Annotated in this window: 6 protein-coding genes; 5 read left to right on the top strand and 1 reads right to left on the bottom strand. The window is 61.2% G+C overall.

All coding sequences use genetic code 11. The annotated features are described in order from the left end of the window. From ACRESD_RS00890 to madM, 4 genes are all read left to right on the top strand, one after another. The coding region (locus ACRESD_RS00890; protein WP_431749206.1) for a phosphoribosyl-dephospho-CoA transferase MdcG domain-containing protein at positions 1-185 on the top strand (185 nt) is incomplete at its 5' end. After that, positions 182-1,081, top strand: coding sequence for a malonate decarboxylase subunit epsilon (gene mdcH, locus ACRESD_RS00885; protein ID WP_431749205.1), 900 nt, complete (start codon positions 182-184; stop codon positions 1,079-1,081). The genes ACRESD_RS00890 and mdcH, both read left to right, overlap by 4 nt. A 67-nt stretch (positions 1,082-1,148) precedes the next feature. After that, on the top strand, positions 1,149-1,556 hold the full coding sequence (madL, locus tag ACRESD_RS00880) for a malonate transporter subunit MadL (RefSeq protein ID WP_431749204.1): 408 nt from the start codon (positions 1,149-1,151) through the stop codon (positions 1,554-1,556). Position 1,557: 1 nt separating this feature from the next. Further along, positions 1,558-2,322 (top strand): malonate transporter subunit MadM, encoded by a 765-nt coding sequence (gene madM, locus ACRESD_RS00875; protein ID WP_060753435.1) that lies wholly within the window; start codon positions 1,558-1,560, stop codon positions 2,320-2,322. Between the two features lie 129 nt (positions 2,323-2,451). Here the strand turns inward: madM and ACRESD_RS00870 are convergent, their stop codons facing one another. Continuing rightward, the gene (locus ACRESD_RS00870) at positions 2,452-3,366 is read right to left on the bottom strand and encodes a LysR family transcriptional regulator (RefSeq protein WP_431749203.1); all 915 of its coding nucleotides are present in this window, start codon (positions 3,364-3,366) and stop codon (positions 2,452-2,454) included. A gap of 143 nt (positions 3,367-3,509) precedes the next feature. Here ACRESD_RS00870 and trhA point away from each other — a divergent pair, with 143 nt between their 5' ends. Beyond that, complete coding sequence (gene trhA, locus ACRESD_RS00865; protein ID WP_431749202.1) at positions 3,510-4,127, top strand: PAQR family membrane homeostasis protein TrhA; 618 nt, start codon at positions 3,510-3,512, stop codon at positions 4,125-4,127. The last annotated feature ends 107 nt before the right edge of the window (positions 4,128-4,234 follow it).

Raw genomic sequence — 4,234 nt, 5'->3', positions numbered from 1 at the left:
ACCGCAATGACGCCCGGGACCTGCTGGCAATGCTGGACAAGGCGGTGTGCGCCGTGGACCTGCAACTGCAAACGCCATTCGGTGCAGTCGCGTTGCGTGAATGGGCCGGCGCTTCACGGCGGGTGCTGCTGAAAACCGCCAGCGGCGCGCACCTCGTAGCTGATCCCTGGCAGCCCGTGGCATGAGTAGCCTTCTGGTATTTCCAGGGCAGGGCGCCCAACGGCCGGGTATGCTCCAGCCATTGCCTGCCGACGTATTGGAAGAAGCCAGTCATGCCTTGGGCGAAGACGTGCGTCAGCTCGACTCTGCCCAAGCCCTTGAGTCGACACGCGCCGTGCAACTCTGCCTGTTGATCAGTGGCGTGGCCCATGCCCGTCAGTTGCAACACACCGCCGATTACGTGGCGGGCCTGTCCATCGGCGCCTATCCGGCAGCGGTCATCGCCGGTGCCCTGGACTTTGCGGACGCCGTAAAACTGGTCAGTCTGCGCGGCGAGTTGATGCAGCAGGCTTATCCACAAGGCTACGGCATGACGGCAATCATCGGCCCGGAGTTATCCACCGTCGAAGCTCTGCTGGCAGCTGTCCACAGCCCGCAAACCCCGGTGTACCTAGCCAATATCAACGCCGACAACCAGACCGTCATCGCCGGCAGCAATGCGGCGATGCAGCGCGTCGCCGAGCGTATCAAAGGCAATGGCATCGCCAAGCGCCTGGCCGTCAGTGTGCCGTCCCATTGCGCGCTGCTGGAGCAACCGGCCCAGGTGTTGGCGCACGCTTTCGTTACGCTCAAGGCGCCGCGCATCACCTACCTGAGCAGCACCCGCGCCCGACCTATCCACAACCCTGAACAACTGCGCGACGACCTGGCCTTCAACATGTGCCGCGTCGTCGACTGGCGCGGCACCGTACAAAGCGCCTACGAGCGTGGTGTGCGCCTGCAAATCGAACTGCCCCCGGGTGCGGTGCTGACCGGCCTGTCACGCCGTGTGTTCGCGCAAGGCACGGTGATCGCCTATGAAGGCGCACGCCTGGACACCTTGCAGGCCCTGCTGCAAGAGGAGGAGCGCCGCCACCGATAAAGCGCCACCCAAGGCTTTCGAAGCACAAAAACAACAATTTCGATTGAGCACTTCGAGGACAACAACAATGATTATCTACGGTGTGGCATTGCTGGCGATCTGCACGCTGGCGGGCGTGATCATGGGCGACATGCTCGGCGTGTTGCTGGGCGTCAAATCCAACGTGGGCGGGGTGGGAATCGCGATGATCCTGCTGATCTGCGCCCGCCTGTGGATGCAAAAACGCGGCGGCATGACCAAGGACTGCGAGATGGGCGTCGGCTTCTGGGGGGCGATGTACATCCCCGTCGTGGTCGCGATGGCCGCGCAACAAAACGTGGTCACGGCGCTGCACGGCGGCCCGGTGGCGGTACTGGCGGCCATCGGTTCGGTGGTGGTGTGTGGTTGCACCATCGCCCTGATCAGCCGCACCCACAAGGGCGAGCCGTTACCCGCCGAAGAAGCGCCGCTGGTCACTGCCGCGGGAGGTCGCTGATATGTGGGATCTCATCGAAAAAGGCCTGGAGCATAACGGCCTGGTCACCGCATTTGCCTTCGTTGGCGTGGTGATGTGGATTTCCGTGGTGCTGTCCAAGCGCCTGACCTTCGGGCGCATTCATGGTTCGGCGATTGCTATTGTCATCGGCCTGGTACTGGCCTGGGTCGGCGGTACGCTCACGGGTGGGCAAAAGGGTCTGGCCGACGTGGCGCTGTTCTCCGGCATCGGCTTGATGGGTGGTGCGATGCTGCGCGACTTCGCCATTGTTGCCACGGCGTTTGAAGTGCAAGCCACGGAGGCGCGCAAGGCGGGCTTGATCGGCGTGATTGCGTTGCTGCTAGGCACGGTACTGCCATTTATCGTCGGTGCGAGCATGGCCTGGGCGTTTGGTTATCGCGACGCGGTCAGCATGACGACCATCGGCGCAGGCGCGGTGACTTATATCGTTGGCCCGGTGACAGGTGCTGCCATTGGTGCGACTTCGGATGTGATGGCATTGTCGATTGCCACCGGCTTGATCAAGGCGATCCTGGTGATGGTCGGCACGCCCGTCGCGGCGCGGTGGATGGGGCTGGATAATCCGCGTTCGGCGATGGTGTTTGGTGGCTTGGCCGGTACCGTGAGCGGCGTCACTGCGGGCCTTGCGGCCACTGATCGGCGGTTGGTGCCGTATGGCGCATTGACGGCGACGTTTCATACCGGGCTTGGGTGTTTGCTTGGGCCTTCGGTGCTGTACTTCATCGTGCGCGGTCTGGTCGGCTAATTTCGAAAGTTGGGTTGATTGGTCCGGCCTCTTCGCGAGCAAGCCCGCTCCCACATTTGGACTGTATTCCAGATTTGAATTTGGGAACCCGATCCAATGTGGGAGCCGGGCTTGCCCGCGATGGCGGTCTCAAGCCTGGCGATTGGCATACATCCGACACTCTGCCAGCAACGCGAGCAAGTTCGGGTCTCGCTCTTTCGCCTTCAAAAACACCACGCCAATATGCTGCTGCAACTGATAGCGAGGTTGCAGCGGTATCAACTTCACGCGGTTCTCATACACGGCGGCAATCCGCCCTGGCAGCAGGGCATAACCCACTCCTGAACTGACCATGCTCAACAAGGTGAAGATGTCATTTACCTGCATCGCCACCTTCGGCTCGAACCCTGCCTGTTTGAACACGCGGTTACCATCCTGGTGAGTGGCGAAGCCTTGGGTGAGGGTGATGAAGGTGGCGTCGCGTACGTCGGCTAGGTCGATCTGCTGTTCGCGGTCGAAGGGTGAGTCGGCTGGGGTCGCGAGGAAGATGTCATCGGAGAACAGCGCGATCTGTTCGCAGTCGGGGTCGTTGGCGTGTTCGTCGAGGGAGATGAGGATCGCATCTACCTCCATGTTCTTGAGCTTGTAGAGCAGGTCGAAATTGGAGCCCAGGATCAGGTCGATGTTGAGCTCGCTGCGACGGATCTTCAGGCCCATGATCAATTGCGGCACGGTCTTCACCGTCAGCGAATACAGCGAGCCCAATTTGAAACGCTCGGCGGAGAAACCGGCGGCTTCGCGGGTGAGGCGCACGCTGTCGACCACGTCGGCCACCAATTTCTGTGCACGCTCTTCCAGCACGTAGGCGCTTTCCAGCGGCGTGAGGTTGCGTCCTTCGTGTTTGAACAGCGGACAGCGCAGGGCGTTTTCCAGGGAATGGATGGCGCGGTGCACGCTGACGTTACTGGTTTGCAGCTCGGCGGCGGCACGGGCCAGGTTGCCGGTGCGCATGAACGCCAGGAAGATCTCCAGCTTCTTGAGGGTGAACTCTTCGTCGATCAGCATGGCCGTGGCTCTTGTTCGAATGCGTTCGATTGTGCCCGCAAAACCGCGTGGCGTCCTCGGAACGTCACAAGACGCTTGCACTCTTATGCGCAAGGTTGGACGCTAACTCGCCAATGGTTAACGGTTATGGAGGTCGGTGACAGATGTACCACGGTGAACGATTCAACGCCTGGAGCCATTTGCTCGGTACGGTCGCGGCGTGTATTGGCGCAGTGTGGATGTTGGTGGTGGCGAGCCTGGATGGCAGCCCCTGGAAAGTCGTCAGCGTGGCGATTTATGGCTTTACGCTGTTGGTGCTATACAGCGCGTCGACCGTGTATCACAGCGTGCGCGGGCGGCGAAAAGAGATCATGCAGAAGGTCGACCATTTTTCGATCTACCTGCTGATTGCCGGGAGCTACACGCCCTTTTGCCTGGTGACCTTGCGTGGCCCGTGGGGTTGGACGCTGTTCGGCATTGTGTGGGGCCTGGCGGTGATCGGCATCTTGCAGGAGATCAAGCCGCGCTCGGAGGCGCGTATCCTGTCCATCGTGATCTACGCGGTGATGGGCTGGATCGTACTGGTGGCGGTCAAGCCGCTGATCGCTGCGCTGGGCACGGCGGGGTTCACCTGGCTGGCGGCGGGTGGGGTGTTGTACACCGTCGGTATCATCTTCTTTGCCCTGGAGGACCGGCTGCGGCATTCCCATGGCATCTGGCATCTGTTTGTGATCGGCGGCAGCCTGCTGCATTTTGTGGCGATCATGTATTACGTGCTCTAAAGGCCAACACAAATCAAAATGTGGGAGGGGGCTTGCCCCCGATTGCAGTGGGCCAGTGAAGAATATGTATCTGACACACCGCTATCGGGGGCAAGCCCCCTCCCACA

The sequence above is a fragment of the Pseudomonas sp. genome (assembly GCF_050739995.1).
Lineage (GTDB): Bacteria > Pseudomonadota > Gammaproteobacteria > Pseudomonadales > Pseudomonadaceae > Aquipseudomonas.
The sequence above is the reverse complement of the archived record's forward strand: the minus strand, read 5'-3'. Positions and strand labels throughout refer to the sequence as shown.

Excerpts from the sequence above, each read along its gene's own strand:
- trhA (WP_431749202.1), top strand. The coding sequence starts at position 3,510 with ATGTACCACGGTGAACGATTCAACGCCTGGAGCCATTTGCTCGGTACG.
- ACRESD_RS00870 (WP_431749203.1), bottom strand. The coding sequence starts at position 3,366 with ATGCTGATCGACGAAGAGTTCACCCTCAAGAAGCTGGAGATCTTCCTG.
- mdcH (WP_431749205.1), top strand. The coding sequence starts at position 182 with ATGAGTAGCCTTCTGGTATTTCCAGGGCAGGGCGCCCAACGGCCGGGT.
- madM (WP_060753435.1), top strand. The coding sequence starts at position 1,558 with ATGTGGGATCTCATCGAAAAAGGCCTGGAGCATAACGGCCTGGTCACC.
- madL (WP_431749204.1), top strand. The coding sequence starts at position 1,149 with ATGATTATCTACGGTGTGGCATTGCTGGCGATCTGCACGCTGGCGGGC.